Here is an 18,924-nt window from a genome sequence, read left to right on the forward strand (position 1 = left end):
CCACGCCCGGATCTCGGGCGGCCGCACCCACGTCTACTCGTTCGGATACCGCTCGACGGCCCTGGGCGGACGCCTCGGCGCCGCCCACACCGTAGAACTGCCCTTCGTGTTCGACGTCGCCGACGAACCCTGGCTGCACGGAGACACCCGGCTGCTCGGCCCCGCCCCCGCACCGGCGGGACTCGCGGCCCACATGCACGGCGCCTGGATCGCGTTCGCCGACACCGGGGCCCCTGGCTGGGCGGCCTACGATCCTCAGCATCCCGAGGCAGAGCCCCTCGGCCGCTGCCCCGGTTAGGAGTTCCCCGTGTGTCCCGGCGCAGGTGACTGGTCGTCAGAGGCCAGACTTGAGCCACCGGGCCCGGCTCCCGGCCAAAACCCCTCCGAACTAAGGGAACACCATGACCTGGGCATCTTGGACCACGGTGGGCATCCACGTCCTTCCCGGCGTTGTGCAGGCCGAGGGGTTCGGCCCCATGCAGGGAGACCTGACCATCCACACCACCTGGTCAGAGCACGAAGCCCACCTCGCCGTGCAGTACTCCGGCGCGTCCGACTGGTACACCCTCGTCGGCAGTCCCGTGCCCTGCCATTCGGAGGAGGACAGCCGCGCCTACCACCAGGCCGTCGTCGACGGAGTCCGCGAAGGCGAGAGAGCCCAGGACGTGCTGAAGAAGCTCTCCCGTACGGCGTAGAGCGTGGCCAGGTGCACGCCTTCGGCGGCTTTCGCCCGCTCCTAGGACACCGCCCTCCCCCGGGTCGCCCTGCCGACCAGGGTGGCGATCGCACCGATGAGGTTCCATCGGGATGCTCACCGCACGCATCCCCTTGCGGGTCGCGGGTCCGCCCCGGCGGGGCGGATCGGCCAGGGGGAACGCCATTCATCCGCCCCCCTCCGCCACGTCAGCCCCGCGCCGTGCCTCACACCCCGCGGTCCGGCGGGTGCAGCTGCTCGGCGGTCGCCCCGGGCACGGTGAGGAATGCCATGACGGCCAGCACGTACATGCCGAACGGGCGGATGACATCCGGGCGGTACCCGAGCGGCTGACAGACCGGTGGCAGGAGGCATCGGGCGACTTCCCCACCATCGATCCATAGGTTAGGTTAGGCATACCTAACTAAGCAGTTGGTGTTGTGCCGTCCCCATGGAGAACCCGCATGCGCCCCCGCAGTTCCCGCACCAAGCAGCCGACCCCCGCCGAGCGGATGCGGTCGATCATCGTGGCAGCCCAGTCCATGACCGTGGTGACCGACGGCCACCACCATGAGGTCTACAACCTCGACGGAACGGACTTGTTGGGCCGCATCCACCTCCACGACCCGGCCGATCCGCTGGAGCCGGGCCCTCAGGCTCCTCGCATCCCCATCCGCCTGGAGCTCACCGACATCGCCCCCACTCCCGTACGCGACCGACTGCGCGCCCGCGTCACGCTGTCCGGCCTCGTGGCCGCCCCCTATCGCGGGGATTCCGCGGACAGCACCTGCGTGGAGTTCGGCCAGGCGGTGATCGAGGACGCCGAGGGACGCACGTACATCACGCTGGAGCAGTTGCAGGAGGCGGAGACCGACCCGATGGCCACCGGCGAGGCCGGCATGCTCACCCACCTCGTCGACGACCACCCCGCTCTCGTGCCCCTCCTCCTCCGACTCGTCGAGCCACGGCTCAAGAACGGCGTGGTGCGCGCCCTGCCGGTGGCCATGGACCGCTACGGCATCACACTGCGCCTCGAACACACCGTCACGCACCGGGACGTACGGCTGCCGTTCCCCACACCCATGACGGACATCGACCAGGCCGGAGTCCAGTTCCACGCCCTCCTGACCGCTGCGCGCCGTTGCTCCTCCCACCATCGACTGCCGGCCTGAAGATGAACGCGTGACACCGTTCGCCGCAATGAACCTGACCGCCCGTCGGAGAGACGCATTCACCGGTTCACCCTGTCGTGGGCGCCTGAGTCTGGGCGGTGTGGCTGGAGCTCTCGCCGGCGTTCCGGGGGCCTCGGCTTCCGACCCGGGGCAACTCGGGACCGCGCGTACGCCCTCGATCAGAGACCCGAACGCGTCATCGGAACCCCAGCCGGGCTCTGCGGTACGCAGTCAGGGGGCAACGCCACTGGCCGCGGCGCGCCGCGGCCAGTCACGTCGAGCGGGTCACCAGCCCGGACAGCGGTTTTGGCAGCCCTGTCGGCTCCCGGCTCCCCTAGCGGACGGTGACGTTGAAGACCGGGGAAACCGTGGTGCCGCTGATGATGCGCAGGTCGTTCTTGCCCTTCAGGCCGAGCTTGACGCCGAGGGAGTACGAGCCGTTGCGGGAGATCGGCGCGGAGGCGGGGAGTGTGACCCACTTGCCGTTCTGCTTCTGCTGAAGCGTCACCTTGCTGCCCGCCTTCAGGCCGGTGGTGCTGCCGGTGACGCGGAACAGCTGCCAGGCGCCGACCGAGGTCACCGACGGCTTGGCGGAGATGCCGGCTTTCGCAGCCACGGCCTGGTGGGCAGCCGGAGCGGATGCGACGGGGGTGGCGGCCATCGCGGTGCCGGCCAGGGCGACGCAGGTGGCGCTGAGGGCGCCGACGGTGACGATGCGCAGGGAGTGACGCTTGATGACGGTCATGGTTTTATCCCTCTCGACATGGAACATCCGGCTGTGCGCCATAAGCGATGTAAGTTCCCTTGGCGCGTTCTCACCAGGAATGACGGCCTCTCTCCCGGATGCGTTGTCCGTGCTCTGTCACCGTCTCGTAACAGCCGGATCGGCAGGCGCAGCGGGCCCCCGGCTCGCCAGGGCCCGTTGACTTTCAATCCCATCGGGCCAGCCGCCGCGGCCGGTGGGAGCCGGCTACTTGGTGGTCCCGAAACGGCGGTCGCGGGTTGCGTACGTACTGATGGCTGCCCACAGGTGAGTCCGGTCGATGTCGGGCCACAGGGGGTCGAGGAAGAGGTATTCGGCGTAGGTGGACTGCCAGGGCCGGAAGTTGGAGGTCCGTTGTTCGCCGGAGGTCCGGATGAGGAGGTCCACGTCGGGCAGGTCGGGCTGGTAGAGGTGGCGCGCGAGATGCCGGGGTGTGATCCGGTCGGGGTCGAGCCCGCCGTGGGCGGCCTGGCGGGCGAGGGCGCGGGCGGCGTGGGTGAGTTCGTGCCGGCCACCGTAGTTGAGGCAGACGTTCAAGATGAGGCCGGTGCGCTCCCGGGTGGCACGGGCGGCCCGGCGGATGCGATCCACCAGGTCCGCGGGCAGACGGCCGTCGTTGGAGGATCCGGACCAGCGCAATTGGACGTCGCGCTGCCACAGCTCTTCGGTGTTCATGTCGAGCCCGTTGCTCACCACGTGCAGAACGGTCTCGACCTCGGCTGCAGGCCGGGCCCGGTTCTCGGTGGAGAAGGCATAGACGCTCAGGCAGGGCAGGCCGATCTCCGGGGCTCCGTAAATGACATCGCGCAAGGCGTGTTGGCCGGCGTGATGGCCTGCGCTTCGCAGCTGGCCCTGAGCCTCGGCCCATCGGCCGTTGCCGTCCATGATGATCGCCACATGCTGGGGGAGCTGCCGGCCGGACAGAGTGGGTGGGACGGCTCCGCCAGGATGTGGTGCGGGCGGCAGCAAGCCCTGCGGTGCGTGCGGACCGTGGTCGGCGCCGGCCGGCCTCGGGGCGGGCAGCACGGCCGTAGTGGCGGATGCGGTCGGACGATGCCGCTGCCAGGCCCGTGCGACGCGCAGGCGCCCGCGCAGCAGCGTGTACTGGAAGCGGACCGGATTGGGCGGGCGCCGGCCGTCCAGGAGAGCCTGCGGGTTGCGTTCGAGGTGTTGCAGCTCGATGAGGGGGCGGAAGGCCGCTGCGGCGGGCGGGTGCTGGGCGCCGATCGACGCTCCCTGGCCGAGCCACTCGCGAGCCTGCCCCCGTTGCGGGGGTCGCGGCAGTCCGCGCAAGGGCAGTTGTCGCGCAGCCAGAGCGGCGGTGCGGCGGCGAGTGCGTCCACGAGGTCTCCAAGTTGTACAGACGACCTTTGTTCAGGTGGGAGCCTCCCAGCCGATGGTGGCCAACGGATTGCGGGCAGCCCGACATGAGGCGTTCGGACCTGAACACGCCATCACCCGCGCCGAGCCGGCCGCCCGGCACACCACCGGCCGCTCGGCGGGCTGGGGCCGGAAAGATCACCCGGAGCCGTTGCACCCGCCGGTTCTGCCGGAACATGAGCCAGGCGAGGCGCGCTTCGACTTCTTCGGCGGAGGAGAGCAGGGTGTTGAGTGTTCTGCGCTGAGTAGCTCGTCGGGGCCGAGTATCCGGGTATCGGTGACGTGCGGCGCGCCGGGCGGAGATGCTGTCCGCATGGACTCGACAAACGTAAGGAGTGTTCGGTGACGGGTCTCTCGGAGTCGCTCGAGCGGAGATGCTGTCCGCATGGACTCGACAAACGTAAGGAGTGTTCGGTGACGGGTCTCTCGGAGTCGCTCGAATCGATGGAGCAACTGGCCGTGGTCTGGCGTGCCATGGTGCTCGACCGTGACGCGGACGCGGACGTCAGAGACCTGAGCGGCATCGCCGTCCGCTGGGCCGACTGCCGGTTCTCCTTCTGGAACTGCCTCACCTTGACCGACGTCGGCGCGGACGCGGAGCTCGCCGAGCGGCGCCTGGGCCAGGCGGCGGACATCATGCGCTCGAAGAAGCACCCGGGCTTCCTCTGGATCTTCGAGGACCTTCTCGACGAGCAGGCTCGTACCGCACTGGCGGGTGCGGCCGAGCGTGCGGGCCTTGCCTACGCGTTCCCCGGAACCGGCATGGCCGGAAACCTGCTCCCGATCCCCGCGCCCGCGCATCCCGACCTGACCTTCGTGCGCGTGACCACCGACGAACAACTCCAGGCCTACGCGGACCTCAACTCATATGCGTACGGCTTCCCCCTGGAGGACGGCCGTGACGGGCTCGCCGGCTCCCCGCTGTGGAAGAGCGGAGCCCACGCCTACCTCGCCCTGCGGGACGACGTGCCGGTGGCGTGCGCCGCCACAGTGGAAGCAGCAGGCCGCCTCTTCGTCGTACTCGTCGCTACGCATCCGCAGTGGCAGCGCAGGGGCTACGGCGAGGCGGTGACGAGGAAGGCCCTGTACGAGGGGGCCCGTGCCACCGGCCTCACCCGGGCCACCCTGCACGCCACCGAAGCCGGGGCACCCGTATACCCGCGCATCGGCTTCGAGCCGAACACACCTATCCACTTCTACACACTCAAGACTCCCTGAGCTGCCCCAACTGCCGCGCTTGTTACGCCAGTTGGGGCAGCTCTCAGGATTGGACCCGCCCATGGGTGTCCTTGTCCTTCCGGGAGTCAGGAGGGGGCTCCGGCCCAGGCGGTCAGCGCCTCGTGCCGCTCGGCGCGGCGGGCATCGATGCCGGAGGAGCGAGCGGCCCAGGCGATGTGGCCGTCGGGGCGCACGAGGGCCTCGGTCACGCCGTCGAGGTCCGCGTGTTCATCGCGTTTGGTGACGGTGACGGCGGTGACGCGCGAGCCCCATCCCCGGGTGACGTGTGCTGCGAGGTCAGGATCGTCCGAGAAGCAGAGGTGGACGAACCGGCCTGCGGGGAGCAGGTCGTAGACGCGGGTGGCCTGTGATGCGGCGACCGTCAGTCCGATGTCGGGCATGCGCCGTCCCACCAGCGGGTCCGCCCCGGGCCTCGTGGACGGATAGGCGATGCCGAGCGCCGAAACCCTCGCACCGATCCGGCGGTTGACCTCTTCCACACCGAGGAGTTCATCGAAAAGCCTGCGCAGGGCAGCGCCGGGCCGCCGGTACTGCTGGACCAGCGCCAGCTCCAGGAGCAGCGTCTGCACCTCGGTGTTCTCGGTGACTGCCCGGCCGACCGGGCGGCGCTCCTCGTCGTAGCTGTCCAGCAGGCCGGGCGGCGCCCATCCGCCCACCTCGGCGGCCAGCTTCCAGCCGAGGTTCATGGCGTCCTGGAGGCCGGTGTTGAGCCCTTGGCCCGCCGCGGGGAAGTGGATGTGGGCAGCGTCGCCCGCGAGCAGGACCCGGCCGGATCGGTAGGTGTCGGCGAGCCGGGTGGCGTTGCCGAAGCGCGACAGCCAACGGGGCTCGGCGATACCGCAGTCGGAGCCGCACATCCGGATCAGGGACGCGCGGAACTCCTCCAGGTGCAGGGGCTCACGGGACGGGACCCTCATCCGCTCCGGATCGATATGGACGAGCCGGGTCAGACCGTCCTCCACCTGCGCGACCAGCACGCCACGGGCGCTGACCGCGTCAAGGAGCGCCGGGTCGGTGTCGACGACGGCGAAGTCGCCGAGCATCCCGGTGAGGGTCTCGTCGGTGCCCGGGAATCCGATGCCGGCCGCCTGCCGCACCACGCTCCGGCCGCCGTCGCAGCCGACCGCGTACCGGGCGCGGACGGTCTCGACGCCTTCGGGACCCCGCGCCTCCACCTCGACCCCGTCGTCATCCTGGCTCAGCGCGACGACCTCGTACCCGCGCAGGATCTCCACGCCGAGCTCGCGGGCCCGCTCCGCAAGCAGCGCCTCGGTGCGCGCCTGGGCGTGGAAGAGCGTGTAGCCGTGCCGGGAGTCCAGCGCGGAGAAGTCCAGCTGCGTGGGGAGCTGGGCGAAGTGCCAGCCGGGTACTTGCCGCCCGAGCGGCAGGAACCGGTCGAGCGGCAGGAACCGGTCGAGCAACCCCCGCTGGTCCATCAGCTCAGCGCTGCGCGGGTGCAAGGACAGCGCCCGCGAATCCTGCTGCGGCTCGGCGCGGCGCTCCACGATCCGTGTCCGCACACCGGCGAGGGCCAGCTCGCAGGCGAGCATCAGGCCGGTCGGTCCCGCGCCCACGACGATCACGTCGACGTTCATCGAGTTGCCTCCATCATTAGTGAACAGCGTTCACGTGAACGCTGTTCACTATACTGAGGCTCATGAGCTCCCCGTCAAGCCCCACCCGAGGCCGACCCCCGCGACTCGACCGCGCGCGCACCCTGCAGACAGCCCTCGACCTGCTGAATGAGTCGGGCCTGGACGCGTTGACCATGAGGCGGCTGGCCGATGCCGTCGGGGTGCAGGCCGGTGCGCTGTACCGCTACTTCGCCACCAAGCACGACCTGCTGACGGCGATGGCCGAGCGCATCCTGGACGGGGTCACGGATGCGGCCGCCGAGGCCGACGCCGCCGACTGGAGCGAGCACCTGGCCGCCCTCGCCCGCGCTCTACGCACCGCCCTGTTGGCCCATCGCGACGGTGCGCGCCTGTTCGCCGGTACTCACTCGACGGGAGCGAACACCTTGGGTTTCTCCGACGTCGCCGTAGGCGTCCTGCGGGGGGCGGGCTTCCGCGACGAGGACGCGGCGCGGGCCCTGTTCACGGTGGCCAACTTCACCGTGGGCCACACCCTTGAGGAACAGGCCGCCCTCCAGCCTGGCGGCGCAGAACCGGCGGGCGCTGGAGTGCTGCGCGACGCGGTGGCGGCCGGCGACTATCCCCACCTCGAAGCCACCCTGCCCACCCTCACCAGCCCGGACTTCACCCACCTCTTCGAGTTCGGGCTCGACCTGCTCATCAAGGGGCTGAAGGCGCGGCTCTGACCAGCGGGCCTGCTCCGGAGGCCGCGGCGCCAACTCCACCCCGCTCCCCCGCAGGTGGGCCACCAGACCCGGCGAGTCGGCGTCATCACTGATACGTGCGGCCAGCCGCACGGGGCGGGTGGGGCCGACGGCGACCTAGGTGGGACTGCGGGCGGGCCACGCGGGCCGGGCCCGTTCGTCACGTACGAGGATGTGGATGAGCTCCTCGCCGATTACGAGTGCCTGCGAGTCTCGGGTTCGCCCTGTTTATTCGCCGACCGAGGAAGCGTCGTGCGTGCAGACCAACCCACCAAACACACCCAGGATCCCGGGCCGGCCACGCCACAATCCCGGGACCCTGCGCTGCCCGCCACCAGGCACCTGCCTACGGGCGGAAAACGACCCGACGAACTGAACAGGCAGCAGCTCGCGCGGGCTGGCCGAGTTCGGAATGGGCTGGGTGGGGGATGGTGGGTGACCGGGACTGGTGGGCAATTCTAGCCATATGGCCGAGTGTGAGGCCCGGCGCGCTCTGCGAGGACTGGTTCGGCGGAGTCGTCAGGGCAGCTGTGGCAGCACCTCGGCCAGCGCGCTCAACATCTCCGGCGTATACGGCGGCAGCAGTTGGATGACTGCGAGGTCCAGGCCCTGGTCCGCCAGCGCCCTGAGTCGGCTTCTCAGCGCGTCGGGGCGGCCGGTGCTCCCGGGCCGGTATCCGGGCCCCAGCCGGACATGGGCGGACAGCGTCATGTCGGCAGGGTCGCGACCGAGCGCGCGGCAGTGCGTGAAGAGCACGTCCCGCTTCCGGGCGAACTCGTCCGGGTCATCCTCGCCGAAGTTCCAGTGACGCGCATAGCGGGCAGCGGTGTGCAGCGTGCTGCGCTCGCCTCCTCCGCCGATACAGATCGGCGGATGCGGCTCCTGGGGCCCCTTCGGTTCGTGGCGGGCGTCCTTCAGCCGGTAGTGGTTGCCGGTGAAGGAGAACGTCTCGTGCGAGAGCAGCCCAGTCAGGACGGCGCAGGTTTCTTCCAGCCGCTCACTGCGCTCCCGGGGGGTGCCGAGCCGGATGCCGTAGGCGTTCGCTTCCTCATGGTTCCAGCCGGCGCCCAGCCCGAGCTCCAGTCGTCCGCCGGAGATTACGTCGACGGTCGTGACCATCTTGGCCAGCACCGCGGGATGCCGGAAGTGGGCGCCGGTCACCAGGATGCCGAGCCGTAGCCGGGAAGTGGCCTGTGCCAGGGCGGCAAGCGCCGTCCATCCGTCCAGGCACGGCCCCGATGCGTCGCCGAGTACCGGGATCAAGTGGTCGTAGAGCCAGCCGGACTCGAAGACCTCGACTTCGTCCGCCCGCCGCCACAGGGCCAGCAGGTCGGCCCACGTGGTGTGCTCCTGCGGGGTCTCGAAGGCGAAACGCATGGCTCGTCGCCCCCGAATCTCGTAGCTCGACGTACCCGCGATGCCGAAGGCGATGACGCGTAAAGCCGCCGCCCGTACGGAAGTTCGCCAATTAGAGGGATTCTATGCGAGACGCCCGGACCCTACGCTTGCCATGGAGAAGGTACCCATGACCACGGCTTGAACCTGCTTCCCTGACGCGGGCGTCGTCCTGAAGACCCTCGACACCCCCCGGCGCAGGCGGGAACGCCGCCGCGGTCACCGGCACTTCGGCCCCGGGCAGCTGTCGCGCCGAGTAGTTTGCCGCCAACTGCCCCACTGGTGTGGCTGGATATGTCCGGCCACCTACATATGAGGAATGCAATGCCGCACATTTCCCGAGAGCGGATCATCAGCCTTCCACGTACCGAGATCGCCGGGATCGACGCCGGCGGCACCAAGACGCACATGCGCTTCCTCGACCCGGTCACCGGAGAGATCAGGCACGTACAGGCCCGGTCCGCCGACTACGACTCTCTGGAGCACCTCTTCTACGGATGCTTCGACATGGCAGGCTGCCTGCCGCGCTCCCTGGTCGCGGGCGTCGCCGGCCGGCCGGGACGGGACGGCGACGTCAGGATCACCAACCACCCGCAGTGGCCCACCTTCCGGCGCCGCGCCTTCGCCACCGATCTGGAGATGACGCTCGTCACCATCAACGACATGGTCGCCACGACGGCCGGAGTCGCCGACCTCGACGAGTCCGACTGGGTGTCGCTGACCCCGGACGTCGCACCCCATCCCGGCCCCGCCCTGCTGGCCGTGTCGGTCGGCACCGGCGTCGGGAGCGCCTCGGTGGACAGGACGGGTCAGGCCCGCCCAGCAGAATCGGGGCACGTCACCTGGCAGCCGCTGACCGTCCTGGAGGAGGACTACCTCCGCGCGCTGCAGCGGCTTCGGCCGGGCATTCCGATCTCCGTCGAGCTGTCCATCGGCGGACTGCGCGGAATCGACCACATGTACGACTTCATGACCGTGCGGAAGAAGCCGGGCCCCTACATCCAGGAACACGTCGACCGCTTCCGGCGCGAGCACCGCGGCATCGGTCCAGTGATCACCGCGGCCGCCGTCGGCGGTGACGCCTGCTGCCGCGAGATCATGCGGCTTTTCGGCGCCATCCTGGGCCAGTTCCTCCGCAACATCGTGCTGACCTGCATGAGCGAGGGTGGTTCCGTCTGGTTGACGAGCGGGGTGCTGCAGGCTCCGGGGGTCTGTGACCTCCTCATCTCCGACACGGCCTTCCTGGAGCGCTTCGTCGCGACGGGCGCGGAGCACGCCGAACTCATGCAGGAGATCCCGCTCTTCTCAGTGACGGACCGTCAGGTAGCCGTGCGCGGTGCGTTCGCGCTCACTCGTCAGTCCTCCGAGCAGGAATCCCCCGCGCTCAACTAAAGCCACCAACAAGCCTGCGGACAGGTGACCTGTGGGCTAACATCCTTGGCGCACCAGGCAGTTCGCACGTCCATGTCGTCGCGTGCTAGGAGTTCACCGCCTATGTTCTGGGTCCTCCGACACCAAAGCGCAACCTGTAGCCGTCGTTTCCGAACAGGGTCTGCCGAACGTGTCGGATGAGCCGACAGTTCTCCGAAGCGGTCAAGCACGAAACAATCAAGCACCCTCCCACCATCACACGCGATCCGTCACGCACTTCTACGAGCTCTTCCTGCGTGACGCCACCAACGGTTTCGACGCGATCGACCCGGGCGCGGTGAATCAGGCCGTGGCACTCCTCCATGCGGCCCGGCGCCGCCGCGCGCGGGTCTACGTCATGGGCAATGGCGGCAGCGCCTCGACCGCCAGCCACATGGCCTGTGACCTGGCCAAGGGAATCGGCCGCACCAGACACGAGCGCCTGCGCGCCGTCGCACTCGCCGACAACTCCTCGCTGCTCACCGCCTGGGTCAATGACAACGGCAGCGCCCAGGGCTTCTCCGGCCAGTTGGACACCCTGCTCGACCCGCAGGACATCGTGATCGCCGTCAGCGTCAGCGGCACCTCGGAGAACGTCCTGGCAGGCCTGGACACGGCGCGAGAACTCGGTGCCGCCACGATCGGATTGCTCGGCTCCGACGGCGGACGCGCCCTGAACCGGGTCGATGTGGCCCTGCACGTGCCCAGTTGGGACTACGGAGTGGTCGAAACCGTCCACCTCGGACTGGTGCACGCCATGGCCAACGCCCTGCGCGGATATCCACTGACCGCACCTCGGACGGTCGCCGCGGACGCGGTCGACCTCGCCATGGAACCTCCGCCATGACACAGGCGCTTGCGATCGCCTCCGATCGCGGCCCCGTCGCCTTGTTCGGCACAGGGCCGCGACTCCGGATGGAACGCCGCATCGGGAGCGTGACCGCCCTCCTCGACACCGCCGCCCGAGGACTCCCCCGGCGCACGCTGTGGGTCGCACCCTCCGGCGCGGAAGCAGAGCAAAGCACCCTCGGTTCCGCGGAGCACGCGAGCCTCACCCACCACCTGGGCTACAGCTACACCCCCGTCCCCATCAGCGAGCGCCAATACCGCGAGTACTACGACGACGTGGGTGTGCGCATGCTCTGGCTGGCACTGCACGGCCTGTGGCCGGACGTCGCCGGTACGGGCGCCCCGCCGCCGGATCCGGAAACCTTCACCCGCTCCTACCAGCAGGTGAACCGGAGCGTCGCGGAGCAGATCGTGCGGCAGACCCGGCCCGGGACCCCCGTGCTGGTCCAGGACTACCAATTGGCGACCACGCCCAGTTTCATCCGCGCCCTGCGGCGGCCGCATCAGCCCGTCGGGCTCTTCCTGCACACACCGTTCTGCACTCCCGACGAACTGGCCCGGCTACCGCGGTCCGTCTCCGGCTCAGTCCTCGACGGCATGCTTGCGGCGGACCTGATCGGCTTCCAGTCTCCCCGATGGGCGGCCAACTTCCTTGAATGCTGCGCGACTTGGGGCCATCGGGTGCACCGCGGCGATCCCGGCGCGCACGTGGCCGGCGTCGTGGAGAGTGCGCATCCCCCACGCTCCGCCGGGTCCCCGGGCACCACCCGCACCACCGCCGTCAGCTGTTACCCCGTGCCCTCGGACTCGGCACTGCTCGCCGCGAACGCCCAGAGCGCGGAGGTCAGGGCCTGGGAGCGCGACCTCGCGCTGGATCCGGCGATGCTGCACATCGTCAGGGTCGACCGGGTCGACCCGTCCAAGAACATCCTGCGCGGCCTCGAGGCATTCGAGATCGTCCTGGAGCGCTCACCGGAGCTCCGGGGCCGGGTGGCGATGACCGCGTGCCTGACCCCGTCCAGGGAACGCATCCCGGAATACCGCGTCTACGCCGATCGAATCCGGCACATGGCCGAGCGCCTGAACGGCCGGTTTCCCGGCTGCCTCGGCGTGCACCTGGGCCATGACCTGTCCCGGTGCCTGGCGGCGCTCAAGTCGTATGACGTGCTGCTGGTGAACCCGGTGCGCGACGGCATGAACCTCGTGTCGCAGGAGGGGCCTCAGCTCAACACGCGCCACGGAGCACTGGTGCTCTCCCGCACCGCGGGCAGCAGCGATCTGCTCGGTCACCGGGCTGAACTTCTGCACGACCCTCGCGACGTCGACATGACCGCGCGGACGATGCGGGATGCTCTTCGCCTCTCCCCCGACGAGCGCCGACGACGCGCGTCGGGGTTGCGTGCCGCGGCGGCCGGCGGTGATCCGGTCCGCTGGCTCGCGCAGCAGGTTCAGGACTTGGAACGGCTCGTCTGCGCACCTCCGCCAGGCGTCGTCTCGCCATAGTGGTCGAACACGCAGACCTCCCGCCCCGTCCCGACGACCAGCCGGTTGTCGGGCGCCGCGGCCAAGGACCAGCCCGGCGCGGGAAGCACGAAGCCCTCCTGACGCTCCCGGGTGTGCAGGTCCCAGAACCGTACGATCCGGTCGTCGCCGGCCGTCACCACGACCGTCCGGTTCCGCAGCTCCATACAGGCGATGGCGTTGGTGCCGGCCCCCGCGTCGCTGAGGCGCACGCACCTCTTCCGGTCCTTGAGGTCCCAGACGAACACACCGCCGTCGTCGTCGACGCTGACCACCACCTGGCGCCCGTCGAGCGTGGCGCAGTCCAGAGCCCGCACCCAGCCCGTGTGACCGGTGAACACCGCCCAGGCCCTGCCCGTCTCCAGGTCCCACAGCCGGACCGAGCCGTCGAACGACCCGGTCAGCGCGACCGGCCGGCCGTCCAGCGACGTGCACGCCACCGTGTTGATCCCGCCGGTGTGCCCCGACAGGATGCCGCGCTCGCTGCTGCTCAGCAGATCCCAGACCCGCAAGGTGCAGTCGTCGCTGACACTGACGGCCACGGGCCTGCCCCTGATCTGCGTACAGGCCACCGAGCTGACCCAGTCGGTGTGTCCGGTGAGCACCGCGCGCTGACGCCGGCTCATCAGGTCCCACACGCGGACAGTTCCGTCGCTGGCCCCACTGACGACCACGGGCACCTCGCCGAGGTGCGCACACGCCACCGCCCGGACGAACCCGGTGTGTCCCTCGATCACTCCACGTTGGCTGCCGGACTCGATGTCCCAGGCGCGCAGAGTGCGGTCGTCACCGCCGCTGACAGCGACAGCACGGTCCTGCACGCTCATGGCGCCGACCGCGTTCACTCCGCCCGCATGCCACACGACGTCCTTCGACCTGGTCTCCACGCTGGGATCCCATACACACATGGTGCCGTCGCTGGCTCCGGTGACGACCGCGGTGCGCCCCTCGATCTTCACGCCCGCCACGGCGCGCACCCAGTGCGTGTGTCCGATCAGCACGCTCAGTTCGACTTCTCGGCGCAGATCCCAGATATGGGCGTGGCCGCTGTCGGTGCCGCACACCACCACGCTGCGGCCGTCGAGCGTCATGCACGCCACGGCTCTGACCCAGCCCATGTCACCGGAGAACAGGCATTTCTGTTCCTGGCTTCGTACGTCCCAGATGCGCACGGTGCGGTCGTCGCCGCCGCTGATCAGCACGGGCAGCCCGTCCAACTCGGCGAGGGCCACCGCGTTCACCTCGCCGGAGTGCCCCTTCAGCACCGCCCGTTCCCGCCAGCGGTGCGCTGCCCGCCCGGAACCCGCGGACCCGGATTCGGAGGGATCCCACAGCCGTACGCTGCCGTCGCTGCCACCGCTGGCGATGACCGGCCTTCCGTCGACCTCTCCGCACGCAAGTGCTCGGACGGCACCGGTATGGCCGACCAGGCGCTGCTCCTCCTGCCCGGTGACGAAGTCCCAGAGACGGATGGTGCGATCGTCGCCGCCGCTCACCAGCACCAGCCGACCGGAGACGACGACACCGGCCGCCACACCCACCCGGCCCACATGCCCACTGAACACCGCGCGTTCACTCTCGTCCCGTAGGTTCCACACCCGGACCGTGCCATCACTGCTCGCGCTGATCCCGAGGGGCTCGCCCTCGAACCGCAGGTGGTTCACGGAGTTCACTTCCGCCATGTGACCGCGCAGCATGCCGTGCAGGTTGCCATTGCTCAGGTCCCACAAGCGCAGCATGCCGTCCGTGTCCGCGGTGACGGCATAGGGCTGCTGGTCGAGCTCGTAGCAGTCGGCGCTCTTCACTCCGTGGGAATGGTCGACGAAGGACGTCTGCAGGGCGGGATTGACCTGGGAGCCGGTGGCCCACCGTACGCGCCAGGGGAGGTTCGCACTCAACTCCCGCGCCAGTTGCGGGACTTGGTGACTCGCGGCGTCGAAAGCCAGGATCTGCCGACGGGTCGTGGGGTCGGACTGGCGATGCAGAGCGAGCGAGGAGCGGTAGATCGAGCGCACCATACGCGCCTGTTCATTGCTGACCCAGCGCAGTGCGGGGGCCAGGACCACCGGATCGGCGTGCACCAGAAACTCGGGATCGGCGAGAAGTTCGTCTAGGGTGCCGGCGATCGCCGCGTGGCTGGCCAGATGGCTGCGTATGTAGAGGTGGGCGTCGCCCCAGGCCCGGCGCCCACCGCGGGTGAGCACCTGGTCGAGCAGGGTGGTGGTGATCCGGCGATGGACCTCCTTGTCGCGACGGGAGTCCCGCAGGAACTCCGCGAGCGTCTCGTGGTAGAGCCGGAACACCGACCGGTCGCCCACGCGCACCTCGACGATGTAGGCTCCGGCGTTTCGCAGCAGCCAGTTGATGTCCTCGTCGGAACAGCGCTCTCCGGCCAGCACCGAAGCCAGTGGCGCCCACACATTGTCCCAGGGAAGGCCCTGCCCTTCGGCGTAGGCGAGGGGGGTGAGCAGCCTGCGCACCCGCGATTCGTTGGCTCCGAAGCGGGACAGGTACGCGGCGAAGACGTCCTTCACCTCGTTGGGCAGCTGACGGTGCCAGCCGGCCTGGGTCGGGTCCACCTGGACCTGACGGTTGATCAGCGAGCGTGCCGTCATGTTGGCGACGAGGAAGGACTGCCCTGCCCGGGCCGCGACCCCACCGGCGACCGCGGCGGCGAGGGTCGCGTGGCCCCGGTAGGGAGAGAGACTGTCGGGATCGTCCTCGGCAAGGAGCAGGGCCGTCACGTAGTCGGCCACGTCCTTGGTGCCGACGTACGCCGGCTGGTCCAGGTCGATGAGCTCGGCAGCGGTACCGAGGGCCTCGATCGGGCCCCGGCGGGTGCCGACGATGAGCCGGACCTGCACCATCGTCGACATCGGCCGCAGCAATGCCCGAGCGATCAGCGTCGCTTCGGCCTGGTCGCCGACGATGCCGGCTTCGTCCAGGGCGTCGACAAGCACGGTGAACTGCGCGGACCGGTCCCGCAGGAAGCCCAGCAGATCGTCCGGTGTGGTGGCCACGCAGCCCGCGGCGCGGCCCAGTTCGGCGACGACGTCGTCGAGGGTGCGGCGGCGCAGGTGGAGGTGCGTGGTGACACACCCGGTCGGCGGAACGGTTTCGGGCGGTGTTCCGTCGGCCACCGGCATGTCCGCGAGGTGCAGGAGCCGTCCGAGCAGGGCGGACTTGCCCGAGCCCGGCCCACCGGTGACGATCCGCGCGCGGCGATCGTGGGAGGGTTGGGACAGCCAGCGCGACAGTGCCGTAAGGGCGGCGGCCCTCCCGGTGAAGTACGAGCCCACCTCCCCCACGTACTCCACACCGCGTGCGCGCGGATCGAAGTGGGCGGAGCGCTCCCGCCTCATCCTGGTGAGCGTCTCGGCATCCAGCTCCCCGCCGAACAGCCCCGGTACGAAGTTCCGGTTGGGGAAGAAGGGCGGCACACCGGCCGTGTCCACGGATGTGCAACTCGCGTGCTGGTACGGATGGTGCTCGCGGAAGTGCTCATTGACCCGCTCGGTGATCTCCGACAGGTCGATGTACTGCTGGTGGGCACCGGCTCTCGGCGCGGCGAGGGTGCCCTTCAACGCGCCGGTCAGCACGCCTTCGCCGGCCTCGTCCCGGGCGCGGGCGCCCGCCAGCAGCCACAGGTTTCCCGCCGCCGTCGTCCGCCCGGCCGCCAACTGGTTGGCCACCATGGCTATGTCGGTCGTTCCCGCGCCCGCATAGCAGGTGTCAAGGACGATCAGCACGCGAGCCCGCACCTCGTCGCCGGCGAACATCAGGGCCAGGTCGTCCGTTCTGATGGCGGTCGACACCAGGCGGTTCTCGACGCTGTTCGCACAGAGCAGGTAGTGGCGTCCGCCGCTCGCGCGCACGCCGTGGCCGGCGTAGTAGAGCACGACGATGTCGTCCGGTCGGCGGTCCGTCGACCCGAGCCACTCCTCCAGACCGGAGACGAGTTCCCTGTCTGTCGGATTCCTGCTCCGGTCCCGCAGCACCCGTTCGTAGCCGAGGGAAGCGAACAGACTCGCGATGAGTTCCACATCGCCTTCGACCCCCGGAAGGTCCTCGATGCCCGGTTGCGAGTAGGTGCCGGTCCCCGCGGCGATCACGAATCTGCGGGGTTCCCCGCAGTCGGCTCCCGTTGGCTCGTGCGAGATCATCAGACTGCTTCCGCCCCCTCGGAACCCATGTCTTGAGCTTGTACGATACGGCCAATGCGTTTGAATCGGTAGCATTTCGCCGCGCACAGGAAGACACTGATCTCAGGGTCGGCACCGACAGCTGGGGCGGAAATGGGCGATGCGGTCAAATTTCAAACACCCCTGCCATTCACCGAGGGCCGCCTCAAAGTGATCATCACCGGCGCGGCCGGGCGCATCGGCCGCGGATTCGCCGAATTCGCGGCGGACCGCTTCGACCTGCTCCTGCTCGACCGGCCCGGTGTCGATCTTTCAGGGCTCGGCGCCTACGGACAGACCGAGCACTGCGACTTGGCGAACCTGCCCCGGCTCACGGAACTCTGCCGCGGTGCCGACTGCGTACTGCACCTCGCAGCGGACTCGAACACCGCCGCGGCATGGGACAGTCTGCTCGCCGCCAACATCGTGGGCACCTACCACGCGTTCGCCGCCAGCAAGTCGGCCCGCTGTCCGCGGGTCGTCTTCGCCTCGTCGGTACACACCGTCTCCGGCTACGCCCCCGGTCGTCAGATTTCCGCGGACGCACCGGTGAACCCAGGGAACCTCTATGGCGTCTCCAAATGCTTCGGCGAGGCATTGGGGCGCTATATGGCCGAGCATGACGGGCTCACGGTCATGACGGTACGCATCGGCGCCTTCCAGAAACCCGATGCGGCAAGGGAGTCGGATTCCGACTGGATGATCGGAACCTTTGTGGCGGACGAGGATCTGTACCGCATCCTGGAACGCGCCATCCGGATCGAGGGAATTCGCTTCGGAATTTTCCACGCGGTCAGCAACAATTGGTTCAAGCGGCTGGACATCACCGCGACAAGCGAGCTGCTCGGCTACGAGCCCGTCTACGACTTCATGCAGCTGTCGCCGACGTTCAAGGAGCTCTTCACCGATCTGCCGCACGGCCGCGATCCCTCGGGCGCGGGCAAGGGCGGCACTTCACGCTGAGCCCTCGCATGCCGCTGTCCGGGAGGGGCGGTCGGTCACGGCTCAGCCGGCGACCGTGTCCCGCCAGGAGCGGGCAGGGCGCCACCCGAGCAACTCCCGTGCCTTCGCGGAACACTGGAGCGACTCGAAGACGCCCAATGGCCTGGTGACCTTCACCGCCCGGCAAAAAGTGTCGAGCAGTTCCGCGGTGGGCCGGTTCGACAGGGTGTCGGGAGCCGCGACCGTGAGGGCTGTCGCGCCGACGAGGTCCGCCGTCAGAGCGAGCCGGCAACTCATCGCGACATCGGCGAGGTCCACATAACTCCACAGGTTCCACCGCCCGCGTTCGGGCTCGGCCCAGTAGTCGGGCAAAGCCGCGTACTCCGTCCGATCCATGACGACCGAGAAGCGAAGAGCCACCAGGGTCATCCCGCAACGGTGGGCGAAGTGGCGGGCGACTCCTTCAGCTGTCGCCTTCGACAGGGCATAGGAGGTCTCCGGACGAACCGGATGGGTCTCGTCCAAGGGCAGCTGAGCGGGGTCACCGATCCGGAACGGCGGGCCGAGCACGGTCTCGCTGGAGGCCCAGACGACGCGCTCGATACCGTGCACCGCCGCCGCCTGGAACACGTTGTACGCGGACGTGGAATTCGCCGTGTATGTCGCGCCCTCCGCCAGTTCCGGGTGCAAAGTGTGCGAGTCGGGCACGCCCGTCGCGGCGAGGTGAACCACCGCGTCCACCCCGTCCAGGGCGTCCACGGCCTGCCAGAGCTCGCGCAGATCGGCCCGCCGATAACCGGGACTCTGCTCTCGCATCGGCGCGACGTCGACCTGGACGGTTTCGAATCCATGCCCGGCAAGCTCCGCCACCACCGCCCGGCCGATCCGGCCCAGTCCCCCGGTCACCGCTACCCGCATGCCAACTCCCTTGCTGCACAAGTGACCTGACGGACCACCACATGGGCGTGGCGCGCAGGGACTATAGTCGTTGGGCTGACCGCTTCGTAAGGTGACCGGTCCGGCGGGTATCCGAGGAGTAC

Annotated in this window: 14 protein-coding genes; 8 read left to right on the top strand and 6 right to left on the bottom strand. The window is 69.3% G+C overall.

Annotated features, from left to right (window positions below; genetic code table 11):
• Window positions 1–401: 401 nt before the first annotated feature.
• Together ACSHXC_RS01045 and ACSHXC_RS01050 are read left to right on the top strand one after the other, a co-directional pair.
• Window positions 402–695, top strand: a complete 294-nt coding sequence (locus tag ACSHXC_RS01045) for a hypothetical protein (RefSeq protein WP_438289682.1) — start codon at window positions 402–404, stop codon at window positions 693–695.
• 463 nt (window positions 696–1,158) lie between these two features.
• Entirely contained in the window at window positions 1,159–1,866 is a 708-nt protein-coding gene (locus tag ACSHXC_RS01050) for a DUF2470 domain-containing protein (protein ID WP_438289683.1), read from the top strand.
• Window positions 1,867–2,200: 334 nt separating this feature from the next.
• Here the strand turns inward: ACSHXC_RS01050 and ACSHXC_RS01055 are convergent, their stop codons facing one another.
• Together ACSHXC_RS01055 and uppS are read right to left on the bottom strand one after the other, a co-directional pair.
• Window positions 2,201–2,611, bottom strand: coding sequence for a hypothetical protein (locus ACSHXC_RS01055; RefSeq protein ID WP_438289684.1), 411 nt, complete (start codon window positions 2,609–2,611; stop codon window positions 2,201–2,203).
• Window positions 2,612–2,836: 225 nt separating this feature from the next.
• Window positions 2,837–3,922, bottom strand: coding sequence for a polyprenyl diphosphate synthase (gene uppS / locus ACSHXC_RS01060; RefSeq protein ID WP_438289685.1), 1,086 nt, complete (start codon window positions 3,920–3,922; stop codon window positions 2,837–2,839).
• Between the two features lie 501 nt (window positions 3,923–4,423).
• Here uppS and ACSHXC_RS01065 point away from each other — a divergent pair.
• Window positions 4,424–5,227: a GNAT family N-acetyltransferase gene (locus ACSHXC_RS01065; RefSeq protein WP_438289686.1), complete on the top strand. Its 804-nt coding sequence runs from the start codon at window positions 4,424–4,426 to the stop codon at window positions 5,225–5,227.
• Window positions 5,228–5,313: 86 nt separating this feature from the next.
• Here the strand turns inward: ACSHXC_RS01065 and ACSHXC_RS01070 are convergent, their stop codons facing one another.
• A complete protein-coding gene (locus tag ACSHXC_RS01070; protein ID WP_438289687.1) occupies window positions 5,314–6,843 on the bottom strand; it encodes a monooxygenase in 1,530 nt (509 codons plus the stop codon).
• Window positions 6,844–6,905: 62 nt separating this feature from the next.
• Here ACSHXC_RS01070 and ACSHXC_RS01075 point away from each other — a divergent pair, with 62 nt between their 5' ends.
• Window positions 6,906–7,568: a TetR/AcrR family transcriptional regulator gene (locus ACSHXC_RS01075; protein WP_438289688.1), complete on the top strand. Its 663-nt coding sequence runs from the start codon at window positions 6,906–6,908 to the stop codon at window positions 7,566–7,568.
• A gap of 537 nt (window positions 7,569–8,105) precedes the next feature.
• On the opposite strand, the gene ACSHXC_RS01080 is transcribed toward ACSHXC_RS01075, so the two are convergent.
• On the bottom strand, window positions 8,106–8,963 hold the full coding sequence (locus ACSHXC_RS01080; protein WP_438289689.1) for a TIGR03560 family F420-dependent LLM class oxidoreductase: 858 nt from the start codon (window positions 8,961–8,963) through the stop codon (window positions 8,106–8,108).
• Window positions 8,964–9,305: 342 nt separating this feature from the next.
• On the opposite strand from ACSHXC_RS01080, the gene ACSHXC_RS01085 reads away from it, so the two are divergent.
• The 3 genes from ACSHXC_RS01085 to ACSHXC_RS01095 all read left to right on the top strand — a co-directional run bounded on the left by ACSHXC_RS01085 (window position 9,306) and on the right by ACSHXC_RS01095 (window position 12,743).
• A complete protein-coding gene (locus ACSHXC_RS01085; RefSeq protein ID WP_438289690.1) occupies window positions 9,306–10,373 on the top strand; it encodes a glucokinase in 1,068 nt (355 codons plus the stop codon).
• 316 nt (window positions 10,374–10,689) lie between these two features.
• The gene (locus ACSHXC_RS01090) at window positions 10,690–11,238 is read left to right on the top strand and encodes an SIS domain-containing protein (protein ID WP_438289691.1); all 549 of its coding nucleotides are present in this window, start codon (window positions 10,690–10,692) and stop codon (window positions 11,236–11,238) included.
• Window positions 11,235–12,743 carry an alpha,alpha-trehalose-phosphate synthase (UDP-forming) gene (locus tag ACSHXC_RS01095; protein WP_438289692.1) on the top strand — a complete coding sequence of 503 codons (1,509 nt, stop codon included), beginning with the start codon at window positions 11,235–11,237 and terminating at the stop codon, window positions 12,741–12,743. Before ACSHXC_RS01090 ends, ACSHXC_RS01095 begins: the two co-directional genes overlap by 4 nt.
• On the opposite strand, the gene ACSHXC_RS01100 is transcribed toward ACSHXC_RS01095, so the two are convergent.
• A complete protein-coding gene (locus tag ACSHXC_RS01100; RefSeq protein ID WP_438289693.1) occupies window positions 12,689–16,873 on the bottom strand; it encodes a caspase family protein in 4,185 nt (1,394 codons plus the stop codon). The two genes, ACSHXC_RS01095 and ACSHXC_RS01100, sit on opposite strands and share 55 nt — an antisense overlap.
• A gap of 183 nt (window positions 16,874–17,056) precedes the next feature.
• On the opposite strand from ACSHXC_RS01100, the gene ACSHXC_RS01105 reads away from it, so the two are divergent.
• Window positions 17,057–17,905 carry an NAD-dependent epimerase/dehydratase family protein gene (locus tag ACSHXC_RS01105; RefSeq protein ID WP_438289694.1) on the top strand — a complete coding sequence of 283 codons (849 nt, stop codon included), beginning with the start codon at window positions 17,057–17,059 and terminating at the stop codon, window positions 17,903–17,905.
• A 42-nt stretch (window positions 17,906–17,947) separates the two neighbouring features.
• On the opposite strand, the gene ACSHXC_RS01110 is transcribed toward ACSHXC_RS01105, so the two are convergent.
• The gene (locus ACSHXC_RS01110; RefSeq protein WP_438289695.1) at window positions 17,948–18,802 is read right to left on the bottom strand and encodes an NAD-dependent epimerase/dehydratase family protein; all 855 of its coding nucleotides are present in this window, start codon (window positions 18,800–18,802) and stop codon (window positions 17,948–17,950) included.
• Window positions 18,803–18,924 lie beyond the last annotated feature (122 nt).

The organism is Streptomyces sp. HUAS TT7, assembly GCF_051550175.1.
In the GTDB taxonomy this organism is placed as follows: domain Bacteria; phylum Actinomycetota; class Actinomycetes; order Streptomycetales; family Streptomycetaceae; genus Streptomyces.

Excerpts from the sequence above, each read along its gene's own strand:
- ACSHXC_RS01045 (WP_438289682.1), top strand. The coding sequence starts at position 402 with ATGACCTGGGCATCTTGGACCACGGTGGGCATCCACGTCCTTCCCGGC.
- ACSHXC_RS01050 (WP_438289683.1), top strand. The coding sequence starts at position 1,159 with ATGCGCCCCCGCAGTTCCCGCACCAAGCAGCCGACCCCCGCCGAGCGG.
- ACSHXC_RS01055 (WP_438289684.1), bottom strand. The coding sequence starts at position 2,611 with ATGACCGTCATCAAGCGTCACTCCCTGCGCATCGTCACCGTCGGCGCC.
- ACSHXC_RS01070 (WP_438289687.1), bottom strand. The coding sequence starts at position 6,843 with ATGAACGTCGACGTGATCGTCGTGGGCGCGGGACCGACCGGCCTGATG.
- ACSHXC_RS01075 (WP_438289688.1), top strand. The coding sequence starts at position 6,906 with ATGAGCTCCCCGTCAAGCCCCACCCGAGGCCGACCCCCGCGACTCGAC.
- ACSHXC_RS01080 (WP_438289689.1), bottom strand. The coding sequence starts at position 8,963 with ATGCGTTTCGCCTTCGAGACCCCGCAGGAGCACACCACGTGGGCCGAC.
- ACSHXC_RS01085 (WP_438289690.1), top strand. The coding sequence starts at position 9,306 with ATGCCGCACATTTCCCGAGAGCGGATCATCAGCCTTCCACGTACCGAG.
- ACSHXC_RS01095 (WP_438289692.1), top strand. The coding sequence starts at position 11,235 with ATGACACAGGCGCTTGCGATCGCCTCCGATCGCGGCCCCGTCGCCTTG.
- ACSHXC_RS01105 (WP_438289694.1), top strand. The coding sequence starts at position 17,057 with ATGGGCGATGCGGTCAAATTTCAAACACCCCTGCCATTCACCGAGGGC.
- ACSHXC_RS01110 (WP_438289695.1), bottom strand. The coding sequence starts at position 18,802 with ATGCGGGTAGCGGTGACCGGGGGACTGGGCCGGATCGGCCGGGCGGTG.